Source organism: Rhodococcus sp. UNC363MFTsu5.1 (assembly GCF_000686785.1).
In the GTDB taxonomy this organism is placed as follows: domain Bacteria; phylum Actinomycetota; class Actinomycetes; order Mycobacteriales; family Mycobacteriaceae; genus Rhodococcus_G; species Rhodococcus_G maanshanensis.
Window position 1 is genome coordinate 40,740 of sequence record NZ_JMLO01000003.1, and the last position, 18,791, is coordinate 59,530.

Sequence of the window (18,791 nt, forward strand, 5' to 3'; positions counted from 1 at the left end):
CCGCAAGCGCGATCCCGGTTCGGTCCCGCACTGGTCCCGCATCAGCGCCACAAGCGCGCCGAAAACTGCGAAAATCAGTAAGAGCCGAAACCCTCTGAACTGGACAGATACGTTCTGCCACTTCACGAATGAGCCCTCTGAAGATCCTCGACATCTTCGAGGGCACCCAGCAGATCCAGCAGCTGATCGTGGCGCGGCGGGTGCTCGGCAAGTCGTCCGCCGAGCTCAATTAGTCAGCACCGCAACAAGTTCTGCGATTCGATCAGCCCCCGTCGCCTCACGTGCGACGGGGGCGGTTCGGTCTGGGTCGAGCCCTACGTGATGAGCGCGATGCCGACGCTCGGACCGCCGTCCGGCAGCCGCACGAGCGGGCTGTTGGTGAACTTCAGGGGCGTAATGTCCCAGGCCATCAGCGGGAATGCGACGTTCTCCTGCCAGGTCTCGTGCAGGTTGACGATGATCGGACTGGCGAGGGAGCCGGGCATGACCCAGAAGGTGTCCGGTGCGACCGCGCCCACTCCCACGAACTTCGTCGTGGGCGAACTCAGCACGTTGATGTCGTACACCCTGCGATATTCGGTCAGGGAGTACATCCGCTTCGGACCCGTGTATTCCCTCGTCACGACCGCCTCGTAGATCGGGAACCCCGCATTCCTGGCCGCGATCAGAGTCTGAGTCGTCATCCCCTGCGGTGCGGCGATGTCTCCGACAGCGGCACCAGCCGCGAAAGCCGTGACGGGCGTTAGCGGATCTGCCGTTGCTGCCGCCGGCGCCGTCACACCGACACCGATCGCGACCGCGGCAACGGCCCCCATGAACACATGCTTCGACTTGATCATCAGCGAGATCCCCCCCTCAGTTGAAAACCAGAAACCTACCAATCTGTCGGTTTCCCACTCGGGCTTCGTTACAGCGCTGGTTTCACGGCCCCTCGGCGATTCGAAACCAGTCACCGGGCACCCCACCCCGCACTAGGCTGAGGACCATCACTCACCGGATCGATTCTGGGCTCAGGGGGCAATTCCAATGCCGGGTGTTCTGACGAAAATGACCGACACTCTCGGAGCAGCGAGGGTGATGGTGCGCGCGGGACTCGTTCCGTTTCCCCGGGTCGACCACGGTATCGCGGCCATCCTCGCGGTCCGCAAATACGGTCCCTTCGCCGGACCGATCCACGCGCACGCCGAGGCCGGACTCGACGCGGTCGCGATCATCGACGAACGCGGGCAACTGACCTACGCCCAGCTCGAGCAGCAGTCCAACGCCCTGGTGCGGGCATGGGAGGCGAGCGGCATCGCCCCCGGGTCGGTGATGGGCGCCATGTGCCGCAACCACCGCGGCCTGGTCCTCACCATGCTCGCGGCAGCGAAGCTGGGCGCCAAGCTGGTCCTGATGAACACCGGCTTCGCTCCCCCGCAGCTGGTGGATGTCGCGGCCCGCGAACAGGTTCGGGCATTCGTATACGACGAGGAGTTCGCCGCCGTCGCGGCAGCCCTGCCCTCGGACGTGCGACTGTTCCTGTCCTGGGGCGAGGACGCCGCGCGGGGCGCTCGCACGCTCGACGAGCTGATCACCGGACAGCCGACCCACGCCGTACCCCATCCGGCGACCCACGGCAGCTTCGTGCTGCTCACCAGCGGCACCACCGGAACGCCGAAGGGCGCCCCGCGCGAGCGCACCTCACCGCTGGCATCCGCCCAGTTCCTCGACCGGGTCCCGCTGCGCCCCGGCCAGACCATGGTGATGGCGGCCCCCGCGTTCCACGGCACCGGCATGTCCCAGTTCGCGATCGCCCTCGCTCTCGGCCAGACGGTCGTGATGCAGCGCAAATTCGACCCCGAGGGCAGCGTCCGTCTCGTCGCCGAGCAGCGGGCCGACGTGCTCGTCGTGGTGCCGACCATGCTGCAGCGGATCATCGACCTCGGCCCCGAGGTCCTGTCGAAGTACGACACCACCAACCTCAAGATCATCTTCGCCGCGGGATCCGCCATCTCCCCCGACCTGTGCAGGCGCACCACGGGGGCATTCGGTCATGTGCTGCACAACCTGTACGGCTCAACCGAAGTCGCGGTCGCGACGGTCGCCACGCCGGCCGACCTCGCGCGGGCACCCGGCACCGCGGGCCGAGCGCCGGTGACCTGTCACGTCGAGCTCTACGACGACGCCGGGGTTCGGATCACCGAGCCCGACGCGGTGGGCCGGATCTTCGTCTCCAGCGGACTGAGCTTCAGCGGGTACACCGACGGCCGCGACAAGGAACGGATCAACGGGCTGCTCTCCACCGGCGACGTCGGACATTTCGACAAGGACGGGCTGCTCTTCGTCGACGGCCGCGACGACGACATGATCGTCTCGGGCGGCGAGAACGTCTACCCGCTCGAGGTCGAGAACCTGCTCTACGAGCGCCCGGATGTGCTGGAGGTGGCGGTGATCGGCGTCGACGACGCCGAGTTCGGTCACCGACTCAAGGCATTCGTCGTGGCCGCCCCGGACTCCACGCCCGACGATCAGGTGCTCAAGGCCTACGTGAAGGAGCGCCTCGCCCGCTACAAGGTGCCCCGAGAGGTGGTGTTCCTCGAGGAACTGCCCCGCAATGCCACCGGGAAGCTGCTCCGGCGGGTCCTGATCGAGATGGATTCGGCAGAGGACTAGCCGAGGAAGGCTCCGATGATGGTGCGGCCAACGGCCTCGATCTCCGCGAGCTGATCGGCGTCGGGGGCCGTGCCCGCCGGCATGTGCTCGCGCAGCACGGGCAGCTCCGCGGCCGTCAGCTCGACGTGGAACTGCAGACCGTATGCGTTCTCCCCGACCCGGAAGGCCTGGTGCGGGTAGGACGCGCTCCCCGCGAGCAGCACCGCCCCCGCCGGCAGATCGAAGGTGTCGCCGTGCCAATGCACCACCGGCACCTCACCGCCGATTCCACCGAAGACCCTGTCCGACTTGGCCGCATCGGTGAGCGTGACCGTCCCGGCACCGAATTCTCCTGCGGGGCCCTTGAATACGTTCGCCCCGAGCGCCGCGGCGAGGAGCTGGGCGCCCAGGCACACCCCGATCACCGGGACACCGAGATCGAGGCAGTCACGGATGAGCGCGCGTTCGGCCGCCAGGTGCGGGTACCCGGCGTCGTCGAGCGCATTCATCGGACCACCCATGACCACCAGTCCGGCGCACTCGGACGCTTCCGGGAGGCCGTCTCCAGCGAAGGGCTCGCAGACCGAGTAACCGATCCCCCGTGCGCTGAGCTCGGTGCCGATCAGCGCCGGCTCCTCGAAGGCGACATGCTTGATGATCCACCAGGTTTGAGTCACCGGCCAAGACTGGCACAACAGCGACATCACCGAGAAACGACGAAAGCCCGGTCCGAAGACCGGGCTTTCGTTCTTTGGTAGCGGGGACAGGATTTGAACCTGCGACCTCTGGGTTATGAGCCCAGCGAGCTACCGAGCTGCTCCACCCCGCGCTGCACTGATAACTCTACACGAGAATTGAGGCACTCCCGACCACGGCCGCATCCAGCGGATCGGCGGCCCGATCCAGCGCGTCCCAGGCCGACTCGTAGCGCCTGTGCGTCACCTCGTCCGCATCCCGCAGCAGGGCATCCAGGAGCAGCTTCGGATCGCGTCGCCACGCCTCAACGACACCTGCGACCTCCTTGTCGGAGAACACACCCGATCGGGCCACCGCGGAGGTCCACTCCTCGAACACACCGCATCGGATCCGCTCGACCTCGTCGAGATCGAAGCCGCCCTCGACGAAGTCGTACGAGAACATCGCGGCGACGTAGTCACCATGAACCAACTGCTCGGTCTTCATGTGGGTGGATACCTTCCCTGGCGCGGCTGGCGAGACGCTTCACAGCCTCCCGCCTACCGGACCCGAGGGCGACGGGAGTACCACCCGGGGACATACCTGTTTTCGCATAGGGAACCCAGGAAACGACGAAAGCCCGGTCCGAAGACCGGGCTTTCGTTCTTTGGTAGCGGGGACAGGATTTGAACCTGCGACCTCTGGGTTATGAGCCCAGCGAGCTACCGAGCTGCTCCACCCCGCGATGCATGAATGAAGTTACACGAGCGGCGGAACAGAACACAAATCGTGTGCAGCCGGGCCGGAAACCGCCCCGAGCGAGCACGAAAACAGGTGACCCAGGGCACAAATCAGCCGTGATCCCAGCCACATAACGGAGGCGTAACGAACACGCATCCGGTTGACAACGGCGCGTACTCACCTGCGGAAAGACCCGATCCGGCACGAACTTTCGGCCGCGCTCGACGCCGAGGCACCGGGGTGACCGTGTCGAAAATGTTGCGTACGGTCGCCACCGGCCCGAAACAACCGGGCTTAAGCCGACCCGCCGCTGCTCACTCTGCCCCGCGGGATCGGAACCCCGAAACCTTCGAGGGGCAGGGACGCGGCGCCAGTGTTCGTGTGCCGGGCGAGGAGTTCAACTCCGCCCAGGCCGGCCCCGTTCGCAAGCGCGGAGAGGATTCACCCGCATGACCACTCGCAAGATGACCACGCGTGCCCTCGGATGGGTTGCCGCCACCGGCGCACTCGTCGCAGTTCCCTTCGGTCTCGCCACCGGCACCGCCAGCGCAGCCTCCCACAACTGGGACGGCGTCGCGCAGTGCGAGAGCGGCGGCAACTGGGGCACCAACACCGGCAACGGCTACTACGGCGGCCTGCAGTTCTCCCAGAGCACCTGGACCGCCAACGGCGGCAGCGGCTCGCCGCACGGTGCCTCCAAGGCCGAGCAGATCCGCGTCGCGGAGAACACCCTCGCCAGCCAGGGCCCCGGCGCCTGGCCGGTGTGCGGTCAGTACCTGACCACCGGGACCGAGGACGTCGCCCCTGAGCCGGCCCCCGCGCCCGCCCCCGCGCCCGTCGAGGTCCCGGCCGTCATCGCGCCCGCAGTCGTCGCCCCGGCCCTGCCCGCCCTCGAGACCATCCCGGCGCCTGCCGCCGATGAGGTCAAGAAGGCATCCGACGCCGCCGTCGCCCTGGCGAGCCAGCACGGCTTCGGAGATCAGATCCAGCAGCTGATCGCCAACAACGGTGTGGCCCTCGCGAGCCTGACCCGCTGATCCAGCTCCACAGCAGAGGGGCCCTGCCATCCGATCGGATGGCAGGGCCCCTCTGCTGTCGCTCCTGTTACTTGGGCAGTGCCTGGTAGGCGTCGACCGCCTTCTGCAGCCGGTCGAGCGCCGCACCGTAGGCGGCGAAGTCGCCGCTCTGCTGCGCCGACTTCACCGCGCCGAGTGCGGCATCGACCTCGCTGAGCGCGGCGTCGACGTTACCGCTCGGCGCAGGCGGCGGGACAACGGTCGGCCCGCCGGGCGGCGGCGTCTGCTGCTGCTCCCCGTTCGGCGGCGGCGTTCCGCCCGGCGCGGTCGCCACGGCCGCCGCCCCCGAACCGAACACCTGATCCAGCGCCTCCGCCAGCGTCGGCGCGTAGCCGACCCGGATGCCCTTCGTGTCGGTGAAGCTCACCAGCACCGCGGTGAGCTGTGGGAAGGCGTTCGCCGAATTCCGCTGGGTGTACAACGGTTCGACGTAGAGGATGCCGCCCTCGGCGATCGGCAGCGTCAGCAGGTTGCCGTACTGGATCTTGTTCGACTGCTTGATCAGCGACAGCGCGCTGGCCACCGTCTGATTCGACGTCATCGCGGTCTGCGCCTGCTGCGGACCCTGCGTCTGTGTCTCCGTCGGCAGCTGCAGCACGGTGAACTTGCCGTAATCCTTCGGATCCGACGCGACCGAGATGTACGCCGCCAGCAGCTCGCGGTTGTAGCCCTCCATCGGGCTGGTCAGCTTGAACTCCGGCTTCGCCGTCTCCTGGTTGCCGAGCAACACGTAATACGGCGGCTGGTTCTTGTCCGTCTCGACCGTTGGGTCGCTGGGCACAGACCAGAAGTTGTTGTTCGTGAAGAACTCGTTCGGGTCATCGACATGGTACTTGGCGAGCATCTCCCGCTGCACCTTGAACAGGTCCTCGGGGTACCGGAAGTGCGCCCGAAGGTCTTCGGAGACCGCGCTGTTGGGCTGGACGGTGCCGGGGAACACACCCATCCAGGCCTTGAGGACCGGGTCCTTCTCGTCCACCTGGTACAGGGTCACCGTTCCGTCGTAGGCGTCGACGGTGGCCTTGACCGAGTTCCGGATGTACGAGACCTCCTTCTTCGGCAGCAACCGGCCCGTGGCCTGGTCCACACTGTCCTCGACCAGTCCGTCCAGCGACGAACGCTGCGCGTACGGGTAGTTGTCGAGCGTGGTGTACGCGTCGACGATCCACTGCATCCGGCCCTCGACCACCGCGGGATAGATGGTGCCGTCGGTGGTCAGCCACGGCGCGACCTGGTTCACCCGGTCGCGAGGGTCACGGTTGTAGATGATCTTCGAATCGTCGCCGATCGCACCGGAGAAGAGGATGTTGCGCTCGGTGTACTTGGCCGCGAACGCCAGTCGGTTCACCCAGTTGCCGATCCCGACGCCACCGGCGCCGGTGTAGGTGTACTTCGAGTCGTCCGTGTCGTACTCGCGAGGCTCGCCGCCCGCGGCGCCGACGATGGCGTAGTCGGCGTCCGACTTGGCGATCACCTCGCCGTAGTAGATGCGCGGATTATCCACCCGCAGAGCCGGATCCGACGGCTGTGTCTTGAGGTCGCTGACGCTGTAGATCGGGTAGCCGCCGGTGTTGTTCTGGCTGTCCCCCGACACCTTGGTCACCTGGTTGGCAGGCGCGGCGACGAATCCGTTGCCGTGCGTGTACACGGTGTGCTTGTTGATCCAGTCGGTCTGGTTGCCGCTCAGGCTCGCGGGCGAGAGCTCGCGCGCCGCCACCACGAAGTCGCGCAGCTGACCGTTCATCTCGTACCGGTCGATGTTGAGCGCCTTCGGGAAGGCGTAGAAGTTCTTCAACTGCTGCTGCGCGGTGAACGTCGGCGACAGGATGTTCGGGTCCAGCAGCCGCGTGTTCGCGATCGTCGTCACGTCCGCGGGCACGTCCTGCGGCTGCTTCGTCGCGACGCCCGTGTAGTCGACGTACTCGACGTTGTCGTCGGTGATCCCGTACGCCTGCCTGGTCGCCTGGATGTTTCGCTCGATATACGGGCTCTCCTTCTGCGCGGCGTTCGGCTTGACCGAGAACTGCTCGACGACCAAGGGGTACACGGCGCCGATCAGGATCGAGGAGAGCACCAGCAGCGCGGTCGCCATCGCGGGGATCCGGATGTCGCGCAGGAAGATCGCGGCGAAGAAGGCAAGGGCACAGATCACCGCGATGGCCATCAGGATCAGCTTGGCGGGCAGCACCGCGTTGATGTCGGTGTAACTGCCGCCGGTGAAGGTGGGCTCCTTGCGGCTGCTCGAGAGCAGCGAATACCTGTCCAGCCAGTAAGCCACGGCCTTGAGCAGCACGAAGGTGCCCGCCAGCAACGCGAGCTGGACGGTCGCCGCCTTGGTCAGCGCACCGTCCCTGCCGCTGAGCCGGAGCCCGCCGAAGACGTAGTGCGTCACCAGGTTCGCGAAGAAGGCGATGAGGACCGCGACGAACAGCCAGTTCAGCACGAGCCGGTAGAACGGCAGATCGAAGGAGTAGAAGCCGATGTCGAGGCCGAACTGGGGGTCCTTGATTCCGAAGGACTCACCGTGCATGAACAGCTGCACCGTCACCCAGTTCGACTGTGCGACCAGACCGGCGAGCAGACCCATCGCGACCGGGATGCCGATGCCGAACGCCTTCAGCCGTCCCATCACCGAGGTCCGGTACCTGGCGATCGGGTCGTTGGGCCCCGCGACGGGGACGAACACCGGCCGCGAGCGGTAGGCCAGCAGCAGCGCAAGGAACACCGCCCCACCGACGAGCAACGCCACGGCAAGGAACAGGATGAGCCTAGTGACGAGCACCGTGGTGAAGACGGTCCGGAATCCGACCTCGCCGAACCACAACCAATTGGTGTAGGTGTCGATCAGCCGGGGACCGATCAGCAGCAGTGCCGCGGCTACGAGCGCCAGTATCAGCAGCACTCGACTTCGACGGGACAACGACGGTAAGCCGGTGGGGGGCCGCATGCCCACGTGCCACTCTCCAGTGATTCGGGCGGCGCACAGGCGCCGCGGTGGTTGTGACCACTCTACGTGTGGGTGGGAGGATGGGACCGTGAGCGATAGCAATGGCGTGTACTACGGCCACCCGGCCGATTTCTCCGTCGACGCACTCCCCCGGTGCGTGCGCGAGGTGTCGGACTTCGTCGATGCGGGCGGGTGGGGTCAACCGCCGGTGATGTTCGCCCTCGTTCCGACCGCGGTCCTGGCGGCCGCGGAGCCCGACCTCATCGATCAGCTCGAGGACGGCGCCGAGCTGACGCCGGTCGAGCAGGAACCGTTCCCCGAGGACATCGGTGGCGGCACCCCCGCGCTCGACGAGTTCCTGTCCACCACCAGCTGGCCTGCCGAGGTCGTCGGGTGCGTCCTGGTGCAGGAGATCGTGGTACTGCCGCCCACGGCCGAGTCCGACCTCGACAGCGCTGTGGCGCCGGTGGTGACCGACGAGCACGCCGCCGACGAGATCGCCCGCGCCACCGCGAACGCGCATCCCGAACGCCGCGACGCCCGGCTGATCGCCGCGGTGCTGCGGGACGGACCGTCCGTCTGCGTGCTCCAGCTCAAGCCGGAGGACGATGACCTCGACGCCGAACCCGAGCTGCTCACCTACGAGGACCTCGCGCCGAACCTGGTGAACGCGCTGTACGCGACGTTCGACGCGCCCGACGACTGACCCGCGGGGCCGGACCCGGCGCTAGCAGGCCGGCGCGTCGCCGCCGGTGTTCAGCGATTCGAGCGCGGACACCGCACCGTCGAGGTTGTCCACCTTCACCAGGCGCAGGCCCTCGGGCGCGCGCTGCCTCGCCTCGTCGCAGTTCTTCGACGGCACCAGGAAGGTGGTCGCCCCGGCCTCGCGGGCGGCGAGCAGCTTGTACGGGATGCCGCCGATCGGGCCGACCTCGCCGTCCGAGTCGATGGTCCCGGTACCGGCCACGAACCCGCCGCCGCTCAGCTCGCCAGGCGAGAGCTTGTCGATCACCGCAAGGGTGAACATCAGTCCCGCCGAGGGGCCGCCCACCTCGGCCAGGTTGAACTCCACCGTGAACGGCACCTCGGGCTTCTCCTTCGGGGTGATACCCAGGTAGCCGTGGTCCGTGGCTCCCGGCCGCTCGCCGAGCGTGACCGGCACGGTCATCTCCTGGCCGTCCCGCCGCAACAGCACGCTGATCTCGCTGCCCGGGTCGAGCTCGGCGACCGCCCGCTGCACCTCACCGACGGTCTGCACCGGCGTGCCGTTGATCGCAAGCAGCTGGTCGCCCGGCCGCAGCGCGTCCTTGGCCGGTCCGTCCTTCGCGACGTCGACCACCTCCAGCGCGACTGGCAGGTCCAGATAGTGCAGCGCGGCCAGTTCCGCGGAGTCCTCCGACTGCGCGAAGTCGGCCTCGTTCTCCTGCTTGACCTCGTCCTTGCTCTTGTCCGGCGGGTACACCTCGGCGCGCGGCACCAGTCCGTAGCGCCCGCTGATCCAGTTCCCGAAGGCCTCGAAGATGTTGAGTCCGTCACGGACCGAGACGGTGGTCATGTTGAGGTTGCCGGACGTCGGATCGGTCTCGGTCCCCTCGATCTCGACCACGGGCTTGCCGTCGGCCTCCCCGAGGGTGTTGAACGTCGGTCCCGGTCCGAGGGCCACGAACGGCACGGTCACCGCGGTCCCGAGAGTGAAGAGCGCCACCACCGGCACCAGCGCAGCGGCCAGGGTCACCATCCGTCGATTCACCCGGCCCAGCGTAGAGGGCGGCTGACCGTAGCCGTCTGGGGCGCTCCGCGGGCTCCGCGCCCGGTGTTCGCCGTGAGCGTCATCTCCGCCGCCACCAACCCCCACGATGCCTTGTACCGTTGAGCCATGAGCAATCCGCCGTTTGGTTTCTCGAACTCCGACGACGATCCCGACCGAGACAAGAGTCGGGACGGCGAGGGTTCGCCCGGTCCGGGCGGGATCCCGTTCGGCTTCAGCCCCGAGGGCTTCGACCCCACGCAGCTCGGCCAGATGCTCACGCAGTTCGGGCAGATGCTCAGCGGCATGGGCAGCGCGATGGGCACCGGCGGTGGCGGCCCCGTCAACTACGACCTCGCCAAGAAGCTCGCCCTCCAGCAGCTCGGCTCCGTTGCCCCGATCTCGACCGGCACCGGAACCGCGGTCGCCGACGCCGCCCACCTCGCGGAGGTGTGGCTGGACGGCGCCACCACCCTGCCCGCGGGCGCGTCCAAGGCGGTCGCGTGGACGGCGGCCGACTGGCTCGAGAACACCCTCGACACCTGGAAGCGCCTGTGCGACCCGGTGGCCGAACAGATCTCGGGCATGTGGGTGTCCGGTCTCCCCGAGGAGGCCAAGCAGATGGCGGGCCCGATGATGGGCATGCTCGGACAGATGGGCGGGTTGGCCTTCGGCTCGCAGCTGGGTCAGGCGCTCGGTCAGCTCTCCTCGGAGGTGCTGACCTCCACCGACGTCGGACTCCCGCTCGGACCCAGTGGGGTCGCGGCGCTACTGCCGTCGGCAATCGAGAAGTTCAGCGAGGGACTCGAACAGCCCGATCGCGAGATCCTGGTGTTCCTCGCCGCGCGCGAGGCCGCTCACCACCGCCTCTACGTCCACGTGCCCTGGCTCCGGCAGCGACTGCTCGCCACCGTCGAGGAGTACGCACGCGGGATCCGGATGGACTTCTCCGCGATCGAGGAGGCCGCCCAGGGCATCGACCCGAGCGCGCTGACCGATCCGTCGAAGATCGAGGAGATCCTCCAGCAGGGCGCCTTCGAACCGCAGACGACGCCCGAGCAGAAGCAGGCGCTCGAACGCCTCGAGACCATGCTGGCGCTCATCGAGGGCTGGGTGGAGACCGTGGTGTCCGAGGCGCTCGGCGACCGACTGCCGGGGGTGGCCGCGCTCTCCGAGACGCTCCGGCGTCGCCGCGCCACCGGCGGGCCCGCCGAGCAGACCTTCGCCACCCTCGTCGGCCTGGAACTGCGGCCCCGCAAGGTCCGCGAGGCGTCACGGCTGTGGCACCTGCTCACCGAGAGCGCCGGGATCGACGGCCGCGACGCGGTGTGGGCGCATCCCGATCTGCTGCCGGACTCCTCGGACCTGGACAGCCCCGCCGGATTCGTCGACCGCGTGGTCGGCGGCGGCACGAGCGCCTTCGACGACCCCATCGCCCAGCTCGAGGCCACCGAGGCCCGCGAGCGCGAGGAGGGCGGCGGCACCGAGCGGCCGACGGAGTAGCCGGCCGGGACGAAATCCCAGGCCAGCGGCCACGCGGCCCTGTGGATAACCGGGTGCGCCGAGGTCCTCCGGGTCGCCGCGCCTGCAAGGGTCGGGACATGACACCGGCCTCGGCACTGAGCGCGGGCCCGCGGCTCGACCCGCGGATCCCGATCCTGGTTCGACCAAGCGGCAGCGTCCAACTGGGCTGGGACCCCGAGCGAGCCCTGCTCCTCACGGTGCCGACCGGGGTCGCCCCGCACGCGGTGGCCGCGCTGCTGCGGCTGCTCGACGGTCAGCACAGTCGCGACGAGATCCTCTGTCACGCACAGGAAGTCGGACTGTCGACAGCCGATATCACGGCCCTGCTGGCCGAGTTGGCCGCAGCCGCGCTGTTGATGCCCGCGACGCAGGCACCCCGCTGCGTCGCGGCCGTGCACGTGCACGGCCGCGGCCCGCTCTCCGACGGCATCGCACACGCCCTCGCCGACGGCAGGGTGCGGCTGACCCGGTCCGTACCGTTCGGCGGCAGCGGGGCCCCGCGCATCGACCGATCTGCCCTCGTGGTCCTGGCCGACGAGCTGGTTCCCGATCCGGGATTCGTGGCCGAGCTCGTCGGGGCGCGGATGCCACACCTGCAGGTCCGGCTCCGCGACGGGGCAGGCGTCGTCGGGCCGCTGGTACTGCCCGGCCACACGAGCTGCCTGCGCTGCGCCGACCTCACCAGGACCTCTCATGATCACGAGTGGCCGCATCTGGCCGCACAGTTGCTCGGCGCGGTCGGGCACGCGGACCCGGCGGCGATCCTGGCCACCACCGCGCTCGCACTCGCGGAGCTGAACGTGCTGATCGCCGCCCAGCCCGCGCGCTCACCCGCCTGTCTCGACACCACCCTGGAACTGAACCTGACGACGTATCGACTGGTCAGGCGGACGTGGGCGCCCCATCCGCGCTGTGGATGCCGCCGCCGCGCCGGACTTGTGGGCGAACCGGCGGATCGTCAGCCATGATGGTGGGCGTGTCAGACATCCCCCGCAGCAGTTCCGCCCGCACCGCCAAACTGGCGAGCATTCCGCTCGGGATCGCGGGACGCGCGGCGGTCGGGTTCGGCCGCAAGCTCGTCGGCGGCGACCGCGAGGAGATCGACGCCAAGCTGACCCAACAGGCGGCCGAGCAGTTGTTCACTGTGCTCGGTGAACTCAAGGGCGGCGCGATGAAGCTGGGACAGGCACTGAGCGTGATGGAGGCCGCCGTCCCCGAAGAGTTCGCTGAGCCCTACCGGGAGGCGCTGACGAAGCTGCAGGCGGAGGCGCCACCGTTGCCCGCCAAGAAGGTGCACCGGGTGCTGGGCGAGCAGCTCGGCAGCAAGTGGCGTGATCGGTTCGCGTCCTTCGACGACACCCCGACGGCCTCGGCGAGCATCGGGCAGGTGCACCGCGCCGTGTGGTCCGACGGCCGCGAGGTCGCGGTGAAGGTGCAGTACCCGGGCGCGGACGAGGCCCTGCGAGCGGACCTGCGGACGCTCTCGCGCTTCGCCGGGATGTTCAGCTCGGTGATCCCCGGTGCCGACGTCAAGCCCGTCCTCGAGGAGCTCACCGCCCGCACCGAGGACGAGCTGGACTACCGCATCGAGGCGAACAACCAACGAGCCTTCGCCGCCGAATTCGCGGGCGACCCCAGGTTCGCGATCCCGAAGGTGGTCGCGAGTTCGCCGAAAGTGGTGATCACCGAATGGATGTCGGCGACACCGCTGTCGACGATCATCACCAGCGGTACCGCCGAACAACGCAACAGCGCGGGTGCCCTGCTCGCCGAGTTCCACTTCGCCTCGCCCGCCCGGGTCGGACTGCTGCACAGCGATCCACACCCCGGCAATTTCATGATGCTCGAGGACGGCAGGCTCGGGGTCATCGACTACGGCGCATGCGCGCCGATGCCGGGCGGGCTGCCCCCTGTACTCGGCAGGATGGTTCGGCTCGCGCTCGAGGAACGGTTCGACGAGCTGACGGAACTGCTGCGCACCAACGGATTCGTGCTGCCCGGCCGCAACGTCACCGATCAGGAGATCGCCGACTACCTGCGTCCGTTCACCGACCCCATCCACACCGAGTCCTTCCACTTCACCAGAGCCTGGCTGCAGAAGGCGGCAGGGACCGCGACGGACTTCTCCTCCGCGCAGTTCCGGACCGCGCGGGCCCTGAACATGCCAGCCGAGTACGTGATGATCTTCCGGGTGCTGCTCGGCTCGGTCGGCATCTGCGCCCAGCTCGACGCCTACGCGCCCTACATGGAGATCCTCACGAAGTGGCTGCCCGGCTTCACCGAGGACGTGCGGCAGGCCGAGTAGGCCGACTGCCTACACTGGTCGACCGTGCGGATCGCGACCTTCAACATCAACGGTATCCGGGCGGCTCAACGGCGGGGATTCGAGCAGTGGCTGCGCGATCGCGACCCGGATGTAGTGGCGCTGCAGGAGGTGCGGGCCCGTGCGGCCGCGATTCCCCCCGGGGTGTTCGGCGGCTATCACCTCGCCTACGACGAGGGCGTGCACGCCGGCCGCAACGGGGTCGCGATCCTGACCAGGCACGCCCCCGACGCGATTCGGACGTGGAGCGGCACCGCCCTGGTTCGGGGTCCCGGTGAAGTCCACACCGACACAGCCGAACTCGATCCGGTGCCACTGGCCCGCGGGCTCCGCGAGTTCGCCGCCCAGGGCCGGTACGTCGAGGTCGACCTCGCCGACGCACCGATCACCGTCGCGTCGCTGTACCTGCCCAAAGGCGGCCTCCCCGCCCATCTCCAGAAACCGGGGCGGATGCGGGAGGCACCGGACGGCGGCGCCCGCTACGAACGCAAGATGCGCTTCCTGGACGGGTTCGCGCGCCAGTTGACGCGTTCGCGCCGCGACGCCGGGGCGCGCGGGCGGGAACTGCTGCTCATGGGCGACCTCAACATCGCGCACACCCGCCACGACGTGCGGAACTGGCGGCGCAGCAACCAGGTCGAGGGCTACCTCCCCGAGGAGCGCGAGTGGTTCGGCTCGATCCTGTCCCCCCGCACCCTCGTCGACGTCGTCCGCAGCCGGAATCCGGACACCGACGGGCCGTACTCGTGGTGGTCGTGGCTGGGGCAGTCGTTCGCCGACGACACCGGGTGGCGCATCGACTACCACCTCGCCACACCCCGGCTCGCCCGGGCGGCCGTCGCCGCGGGCACCGACCGCGAACCCGCCGCGGACAAGCGGATGAGCGATCACGCCCCGGTCGTTGTCGACTACGAGCTCTGAGCCGGCCGCCCGGCCCACCCGGTCACGCGCAGACGGCCACCTTCCTCGGGCGACCACGGGGACGCTTGCGCGCGATGACGACGCCCTGATCGAGGATCTCGCCACCCCACACGCCCCACGGTTCGGCGCGGTCCAGCGCAGCGCTGAGGCAGCGGGCACGGATCGGGCACTGTGCACAGAGCGTCTTCGCCTGCTCGAGCTCTGCGGGGGTCTCACCGAACCAGAGATCGGGATTGTCGGCTCGGCACGGCAATTCGCGTCGCGCGGGTGCGATCACGGTCGGCTCGCTGATGGCGGTCACGGTCCGGAAATCGTCTCGGCATGTCGCGGTTGACACGTCGTTCTCCTTAAAGCTCTGCGATGGATTCAGGTCGTGGTGCGAACCGAAAACCGGGCTTTGGAGCAACGAGCTCAAAAACAAAGGCCACGGTCCGCTGGTGCGTCCGTGGCCGAGAGGAAGGAGGTCCTACCGAATGGTGGTTCGGCTTCTACTCCGGGGCACGGACGAGAGGGCTGCTGCGTGTGCGCGATGGCGGACGACGCGCTGCGGCGCCACCGCCCACGTAGCTGCGGGCAGGTGAACGGCGCCTGCGACACGAGCGGTCGCCGCGTACGCGTTCGCGCTGCGGTTCCAATCGATCATCTGTCGTTCACCTCCCTTTTCGTTCGTGCGGTCCCGCCGGCGCCGAGGCACCTGCGGGCTTGTCGCGACGGCAAGCCGGAGCTCGCTGCGTCGGAAACCAGGGTATGCGGTCTCCTATAAACCGCACAACCTATTTTTGACCTGCGGTTTCCCGCGTCCGGCCGTCACGGTGCCAGTTCCGGGTCGCCGACCGGGGACTCGCCCCGTACCACCGCGAGGACGTCCGCCCCGTATCGCTCGAGCTTCGCCGCGCCGATCCCGGGGATCGCCACCAGTCCGCGGTCGTCCTGCGGCTGCTGCTCGGCGATCGCGGTGAGCGTCGCATCGCTGAACACCACGTAGGCGGGCACCTTCAGCTCCTTCGACTTCGCGGACCGCCACGCCTTGAGCGAGTCGAACAGCGCGGCGTCGAGGTTCGACGGGCAGGTCTCGCAGCGCCCGAGCATCGTCGCGGCGGTGCCGAGCAGCGGCTTACCGCACACCCGGCAGCGCGGGCGCTTCTTCTGTGTCGCGGCGGGCGCCGCGATCCGGGACGCGGGCGAGTCCTCGGGGATGAGGCCGTGCAGGAATCGAGAACGACGCCTGGACTTTCGTCCCCCCTCGTTGCGGGCGAGAGCCCAGGACAGCTGCAGGTGCTCGCGTGCCCGCGTCACCCCGACGTAGAGCAGCCTGCGTTCCTCCTCGACGGCCGCCTCGTCGTCCGGCGACTTGCTGTCGCCGAGCGCGTGGGCGATCGGCAGGGTGCCGTCCGCGAGTCCGACCAGGAACACCGCGTCCCATTCGAGCCCCTTCGCCGCGTGCAGCGAGGCGAGCGTGACGCCCTGCACCGTCGGTGGGTGTCGGGCCTCGGCACGCGCGGCCAGGTCCCTGAGCAGACCGTCGAGGTCCAGCTCCGGCTCGTGCACCAGCAGGTCCTCCGTGAGCGACACCAGCGCACCGAGCGAGGCCCAGCGCTCGCGGGCCTGGGCACCGACCGGCTCGGCGTCCGTCAGCCCCAGCGGCACCAGGATCGCGCGGACCAGCGTGATCAACTCCCTGCCGCGCCCCGCCTCCTGCGGCAGGTCGTCGCGACCCGCGGCCTGCCGCAGCGCGGACACGGCCTGGCGCACCTCGGGCCGGGTGAAGAAGCCCTCGCCGCCGCGCACCTGGAACGGGATGTCGAGCTCGGTCAGCGCCTGCTCGTGCGCCTCGGACTGCGCGTTGATGCGGTAGAGCACCGCGATCTCCGCGGCCGGGGTGCCGCCCGCGATGAGCTTCTGGATCGCCTTCGCGACCCCCGCTGCCTCGGCTGGCTCGTCGTCGAACTCGACGAACTCGGGCGCCGGGCCCGGCGGGCGCTGCCCGATCAGCTTGAGCCGGGTGCCTGCGATCCGGCCGCGCGCGGCGCCGATGACCTGATTCGCCAGCGACACCACCTCGGGCGTCGAGCGATAGTCGCGTTCGAGGCGGACCACCGCCGCGTCGGGGAACCGTCGGGAGAAGTCCAGCAGGTACCGCGGGGTTGCCCCGGTGAACGAGTAGATGGTCTGGTTCGCGTCGCCGACGACGGTGAGGTCGTCGCGCTCACCCAGCCAGGCGTCGAGCACCCGCTGCTGCAGGGGCGTCACGTCCTGGTACTCGTCGACCACGAAGCAGCGGTACCGGTCGCGGAACTCCTCGGCGACCGTCGAGTGCTCCTCCAGCGCGGCGGCGGTGTGCAGGAGCAGATCGTCGAAGTCGAGGAGCATTGCGCCGTCGCGGACCTTGAGCGCCTCGTAGGCGGCGTAGACGTCGGCGACCTTGGCCGGGTCCGCAGGCGGTTCCCGTCGCGACCGCGCGGCCGCAGCCGGATAGTCCTCTGGCGCGATCAGCGACGCCTTCGACCACTCGATCTCGCCCGCCAGGTCGCGGACGGATTCGGTGCTGGTGGACAGGCCGACCCGGTTGGCCGCCTGCGCGACGATCGCGAACTTGCGGTCGAGCAGGTCCCACTGGGTGTCGCCGACGACCTGCGGCCAGAAGTAGCGGAGCTGACGCAGCGCCGCGGCGTGGAACGTGCGGGCCTGCACCTGGTTGGCGCCGTCGCCGATGCCGAGGGTGCGCAGCCTGCCCCGCATCTCCCCCGCGGCCCGCGCCGTGAACGTGACCGCGAGCACCTGCCCGGCGGAGACGTGCCCGCCCGCGACGAGGTGCGCGATCCGGCGGGTGATCGTCCTGGTCTTGCCCGTGCCCGCGCCGGCCAGCACGCACACCGGTCCCCGAGGCGCGAGCACCGCGGCCGACTGCTGGGGGTCCAGGCCCGTATCGTCCGCTGACATGGCGTCCATCATGGCAGGGCGCACCGACAGCGCCGCATCGAGCCGTCGGGATCACAAACCGGCGTGGAACAGAGCCGACGGCCGTGGTGTTATATCCGCCGTGACCGCTACAGAGACCGCCACCGACCTGACCATCTACTCCACCACCTGGTGCGGGTACTGCCGACGCCTCAAGAAGCAGCTCGACGAGTCCGGCATCAGCTACGTCGAGATCGACATCGAGGACGATCCCGCGTCCGCCGACTTCGTCGGCAGCGTGAACGGCGGCAACCACGTGGTCCCGACCGTGAAGTACGCCGACGGCAGCACGGCAACCAATCCGACGCTGGTCCAGGTCAAGCAGGCGCTGGGTCTCTGAGGTGCGGGCCGCCGGCTAGGCCTTGGCCCACGCCTCGAGCATCCCGCGGGCGATCGAGACGGACCCCGGCAACAGCAGCCGGGCGTCCGTGTCCGCGCTCCAGTCCCCCACCTCGAGGGCGGCCCTGACCTCGTCCCGGCCGAACCAGTGCGCCTCGACGATCTCGCCGTCGGCGAAGGTGATCGGGGCGTCGGGATCGCCGACGGCGGAGAACCCGATCATCACCGACCGGGGGAACGGCCACGGCTGACTGCCCAGGTACCGGACGTCGCTGACCACGAGCCCGACCTCTTCGGCGATCTCCCTGACCACGCAGGCCTCCAGCGACTCGCCCGCCTCGACGAAACCGGCGAGCACCGAGAAGCGTCGCTCGGGCCAGTTCCCGTTCCGCGCCAGCAGCACCCGGTCGGCGCCGTCGTGGACGAGGCAGATCACCGCGGGATCGGTCCGCGGGAACTCCTCGTGACCGGTGCTGGTGCTGTGCCGCGACCAACCGGAGATCGTCGGCATCGTCGCGGCCCCGTCGATGGAGCTGAACCCGGCGCTGTCGTGCCAGTTCAGAATCGCGATGGCTGTCGTCAGCAGACCGGCGCTCGAATCAGCCAACTGCTGCCCGATGAACCTGAGGTCGCCGAGCTCGCCGGTCAGTGCGGCCACCCGGATCGCCCACAGGTGCCTGCCGTCGCGGCGGCCGAGGAAGACCGCGCCGGAGACCGGTTCGGGCCCGAGTTCGGTCGCGGGGTCGAGGACCAACTCGGAACCGTCGAGCCTGGCCTGACCGCGGTGGTTGACCCGGAGCACCAGCGCGCCGGCCCAACCGGCCCGCAACGCCTCACTGTCCGTGCGCAATTCCTCGGCTCGGTCCAGCGCCGACCGCGACAGCAACGGCACGTCGGTCATTTCGAAGT

16 protein-coding genes and 2 tRNA genes are annotated in these 18,791 nt (G+C 69.0%); 8 read left to right on the forward strand and 10 right to left on the reverse strand.

What is annotated here, in order from left to right; all coding sequences use genetic code 11:
* Positions 1 to 314: 314 nt before the first annotated feature.
* Positions 315 to 953: a hypothetical protein gene (locus BR31_RS0105635; protein WP_156042370.1), complete on the reverse strand. Its 639-nt coding sequence runs from the start codon at positions 951 to 953 to the stop codon at positions 315 to 317.
* 73 nt (positions 954 to 1,026) lie between these two features.
* Between BR31_RS0105635 and BR31_RS0105640 the strand changes: the two genes are divergently transcribed.
* Positions 1,027 to 2,652, forward strand: coding sequence for an acyl-CoA synthetase (locus tag BR31_RS0105640; RefSeq protein WP_027500109.1), 1,626 nt, complete (start codon positions 1,027 to 1,029; stop codon positions 2,650 to 2,652).
* Here the strand turns inward: BR31_RS0105640 and BR31_RS0105645 are convergent.
* The 4 genes from BR31_RS0105645 to BR31_RS0105660 all read right to left on the reverse strand — a co-directional run bounded on the left by BR31_RS0105645 (position 2,649) and on the right by BR31_RS0105660 (position 4,051).
* Complete coding sequence (locus BR31_RS0105645; RefSeq protein WP_027500110.1) at positions 2,649 to 3,308, reverse strand: type 1 glutamine amidotransferase; 660 nt, start codon at positions 3,306 to 3,308, stop codon at positions 2,649 to 2,651. The two genes, BR31_RS0105640 and BR31_RS0105645, sit on opposite strands and share 4 nt — an antisense overlap.
* Before the next feature lie 75 nt (positions 3,309 to 3,383).
* Positions 3,384 to 3,460 (reverse strand) — tRNA-Met (locus BR31_RS0105650).
* Positions 3,461 to 3,474: 14 nt separating this feature from the next.
* The gene (locus BR31_RS0105655; RefSeq protein WP_027500111.1) at positions 3,475 to 3,813 is read right to left on the reverse strand and encodes a hypothetical protein; all 339 of its coding nucleotides are present in this window, start codon (positions 3,811 to 3,813) and stop codon (positions 3,475 to 3,477) included.
* Positions 3,814 to 3,974: 161 nt separating this feature from the next.
* Positions 3,975 to 4,051: transfer RNA gene (locus BR31_RS0105660), tRNA-Met, on the reverse strand.
* A 445-nt stretch (positions 4,052 to 4,496) separates the two neighbouring features.
* Between BR31_RS0105660 and BR31_RS0105665 the strand changes: the two genes are divergently transcribed.
* Positions 4,497 to 5,084 (forward strand): transglycosylase family protein, encoded by a 588-nt coding sequence (locus tag BR31_RS0105665; RefSeq protein ID WP_027500112.1) that lies wholly within the window; start codon positions 4,497 to 4,499, stop codon positions 5,082 to 5,084.
* A gap of 67 nt (positions 5,085 to 5,151) precedes the next feature.
* Here the strand turns inward: BR31_RS0105665 and BR31_RS0105670 are convergent, their stop codons facing one another.
* A complete protein-coding gene (locus tag BR31_RS0105670) occupies positions 5,152 to 8,076 on the reverse strand; it encodes a UPF0182 family protein (RefSeq protein ID WP_027500113.1) in 2,925 nt (974 codons plus the stop codon).
* An 82-nt stretch (positions 8,077 to 8,158) separates the two neighbouring features.
* Here BR31_RS0105670 and BR31_RS0105675 point away from each other — a divergent pair, with 82 nt between their 5' ends.
* Positions 8,159 to 8,776 carry a PPA1309 family protein gene (locus tag BR31_RS0105675; protein WP_269321307.1) on the forward strand — a complete coding sequence of 206 codons (618 nt, stop codon included), beginning with the start codon at positions 8,159 to 8,161 and terminating at the stop codon, positions 8,774 to 8,776.
* 21 nt (positions 8,777 to 8,797) lie between these two features.
* Here the strand turns inward: BR31_RS0105675 and BR31_RS0105680 are convergent, their stop codons facing one another.
* Positions 8,798 to 9,820: a YlbL family protein gene (locus BR31_RS0105680; protein WP_027500115.1), complete on the reverse strand. Its 1,023-nt coding sequence runs from the start codon at positions 9,818 to 9,820 to the stop codon at positions 8,798 to 8,800.
* 126 nt (positions 9,821 to 9,946) lie between these two features.
* Between BR31_RS0105680 and BR31_RS0105685 the strand changes: the two genes are divergently transcribed.
* The 4 genes from BR31_RS0105685 (at position 9,947) to BR31_RS0105700 (ending at position 14,585) form a co-directional block, all read left to right on the forward strand.
* Positions 9,947 to 11,320 (forward strand): zinc-dependent metalloprotease, encoded by a 1,374-nt coding sequence (locus tag BR31_RS0105685; RefSeq protein WP_027500116.1) that lies wholly within the window; start codon positions 9,947 to 9,949, stop codon positions 11,318 to 11,320.
* Between the two features lie 98 nt (positions 11,321 to 11,418).
* Entirely contained in the window at positions 11,419 to 12,309 is an 891-nt protein-coding gene (locus BR31_RS0105690) for a hypothetical protein (protein ID WP_027500117.1), read from the forward strand.
* Positions 12,306 to 13,646 carry an ABC1 kinase family protein gene (locus BR31_RS0105695; protein WP_027500118.1) on the forward strand — a complete coding sequence of 447 codons (1,341 nt, stop codon included), beginning with the start codon at positions 12,306 to 12,308 and terminating at the stop codon, positions 13,644 to 13,646. Before BR31_RS0105690 ends, BR31_RS0105695 begins: the two co-directional genes overlap by 4 nt.
* 24 nt (positions 13,647 to 13,670) lie before the next feature.
* Positions 13,671 to 14,585, forward strand: coding sequence for an exodeoxyribonuclease III (locus tag BR31_RS0105700; RefSeq protein WP_027500119.1), 915 nt, complete (start codon positions 13,671 to 13,673; stop codon positions 14,583 to 14,585).
* Between the two features lie 22 nt (positions 14,586 to 14,607).
* Here the strand turns inward: BR31_RS0105700 and BR31_RS0105705 are convergent, their stop codons facing one another.
* Together BR31_RS0105705 and BR31_RS0105710 are read right to left on the reverse strand one after the other, a co-directional pair.
* The gene (locus tag BR31_RS0105705) at positions 14,608 to 14,886 is read right to left on the reverse strand and encodes a WhiB family transcriptional regulator (protein ID WP_051636997.1); all 279 of its coding nucleotides are present in this window, start codon (positions 14,884 to 14,886) and stop codon (positions 14,608 to 14,610) included.
* Between the two features lie 506 nt (positions 14,887 to 15,392).
* On the reverse strand, positions 15,393 to 17,537 hold the full coding sequence (locus tag BR31_RS0105710; RefSeq protein WP_027500121.1) for an ATP-dependent DNA helicase UvrD2: 2,145 nt from the start codon (positions 17,535 to 17,537) through the stop codon (positions 15,393 to 15,395).
* Positions 17,538 to 17,625: 88 nt separating this feature from the next.
* On the opposite strand from BR31_RS0105710, the gene BR31_RS0105715 reads away from it, so the two are divergent.
* Entirely contained in the window at positions 17,626 to 17,883 is a 258-nt protein-coding gene (locus tag BR31_RS0105715) for a mycoredoxin (RefSeq protein WP_027500122.1), read from the forward strand.
* Between the two features lie 15 nt (positions 17,884 to 17,898).
* On the opposite strand, the gene nudC is transcribed toward BR31_RS0105715, so the two are convergent.
* A complete protein-coding gene (gene nudC / locus BR31_RS0105720; protein ID WP_037175762.1) occupies positions 17,899 to 18,783 on the reverse strand; it encodes an NAD(+) diphosphatase in 885 nt (294 codons plus the stop codon).
* Positions 18,784 to 18,791: the final 8 nt, after the last annotated feature.

What these genes read in the sequence shown, in the direction of transcription:
- BR31_RS0105695 (WP_027500118.1), top strand. Translation starts at nt 12,306, where the DNA reads ATGATGGTGGGCGTGTCAGACATCCCCCGCAGCAGTTCCGCCCGCACC.
- BR31_RS0105690 (WP_027500117.1), top strand. Translation starts at nt 11,419, where the DNA reads ATGACACCGGCCTCGGCACTGAGCGCGGGCCCGCGGCTCGACCCGCGG.
- BR31_RS0105665 (WP_027500112.1), top strand. Translation starts at nt 4,497, where the DNA reads ATGACCACTCGCAAGATGACCACGCGTGCCCTCGGATGGGTTGCCGCC.
- BR31_RS0105640 (WP_027500109.1), top strand. Translation starts at nt 1,027, where the DNA reads ATGCCGGGTGTTCTGACGAAAATGACCGACACTCTCGGAGCAGCGAGG.
- BR31_RS0105685 (WP_027500116.1), top strand. Translation starts at nt 9,947, where the DNA reads ATGAGCAATCCGCCGTTTGGTTTCTCGAACTCCGACGACGATCCCGAC.
- BR31_RS0105710 (WP_027500121.1), bottom strand. Translation starts at nt 17,537, where the DNA reads ATGATGGACGCCATGTCAGCGGACGATACGGGCCTGGACCCCCAGCAG.
- nudC (WP_037175762.1), bottom strand. Translation starts at nt 18,783, where the DNA reads ATGACCGACGTGCCGTTGCTGTCGCGGTCGGCGCTGGACCGAGCCGAG.
- BR31_RS0105655 (WP_027500111.1), bottom strand. Translation starts at nt 3,813, where the DNA reads ATGAAGACCGAGCAGTTGGTTCATGGTGACTACGTCGCCGCGATGTTC.